We start from the raw sequence: 1,260 nt of genomic DNA on the forward strand, positions 1-1,260 counted from the left end.
TGGCGCGCCGCGCCCGGTCGACGCTCGGGGCGTGCTGGTCCTCCTCGTCGTCCACGGCGCTGTACGCCAGCGCCCCGGCGGTGACGTCGGCGTTGCCCCACACGTCGAGGTAGGCCGGGGCGAGCTGGCGCGGATTCATCTCCCCGGTGCCGGGATCCAGGGCGTAGGCCAGCGCGGCCGTGGTCGACGCGAACAGCGGCGCGTTCGCCGAGGCCAGCGCGGCGCCGCGGGCCAGGGCCATGTCCGGCTCCTCCGGGGCGGTGAGCAACAGGGAGGTGGCCGCCTCCAGCGCCGGCTTGAGGCCGACAATGTCGGCGCCGCAGCCGACGAGAAACACGCCGTCGGCGCGGGAGCCGCGCGCGTCCAGAGCGGCCACCATCGTCGCCAACTGGGCGGCCTGCGCCCCCGCCTCCACAGCGGCCACCTGGTGGCGGTGCAGGTCGACGATCGATCCGTCGCCGACGTCCACGACGGCCAGCGTCGCGGCCTCGGGTTCGACGAAGAGCATGGCGATGTGGCGGTAACCCAGCGCGGCGCCCACCGTCTGAGCCAGGGCGGCCGCGGCCAGCAGCGGAGAGACCAACATGACGCTGCCGACGTCATGGGCCGCGATGGCGTCCCGCAGGGCGCCGGCCGTGGCCGGGTCGGTCCAGGTGATCCCGGTGGTAGCCAGCTGGTAGCCACCGTCGGCCGCCCCTTCACGGGTGCCCCCGATGGCCGCGACCACCCGCTCGACGGCGTCGTCGGCGACCTCGAACTCGTCCTGGTCGACGGTGACACCGTCGGCGTTCTGCCCCTCGATGACCACCAGCCGGACGGTGTCGGGCGCCACCGACACCCCGAGCACGATGTCGACTCGCGCCACGAGCGCCTCCCGGGTCCGCTGCGCCCCACCGGGCGCTCTCCCGGCGGGTCGCTGTCGAGCCCTCAACGAGGGCAACACAAGGACACACACCCCGCCCGAACTGGGTAGCACCAACCTACCCGCGGGCGGCGCGCCGCGCTCGGGAAGCGAGCGGCGTACCGGAGGGCTCTAGTAGCCCCCGCCCAGATACGGGCTCTGCGAGCCACCGGGGTACGGATAGCTGCCCGGGTACTGGGCGTTCCCCGGATATTGCGGGTATTGCGGAGCCTGCGGCGCCTGCTGTTGCGGCGCCTGCTGCGCCGGCACCGGGACGGGTATCGGGATCGGCAGCAGCGGCACGTGAATCCACTCCGTCGTCATCGGCACCGTGGTGGTCGTCGTCGTGGTAGTCGGCG

Annotated in this window: 2 pseudogenes; both read right to left on the reverse strand. The window is 73.7% G+C overall.

What is annotated here, in order from left to right:
• A pseudogene (locus A5714_RS11060) lies at positions 1–865 on the reverse strand (hypothetical protein); the annotation flags it as partial.
• Positions 866–1,033: 168 nt separating this feature from the next.
• Positions 1,034–1,260, reverse strand: a pseudogene (locus A5714_RS11065) (hypothetical protein); the annotation flags it as partial.

It is taken from the genome of Mycobacterium sp. E2462 (assembly GCF_001672685.1).
Taxonomy (GTDB): domain Bacteria; phylum Actinomycetota; class Actinomycetes; order Mycobacteriales; family Mycobacteriaceae; genus Mycobacterium.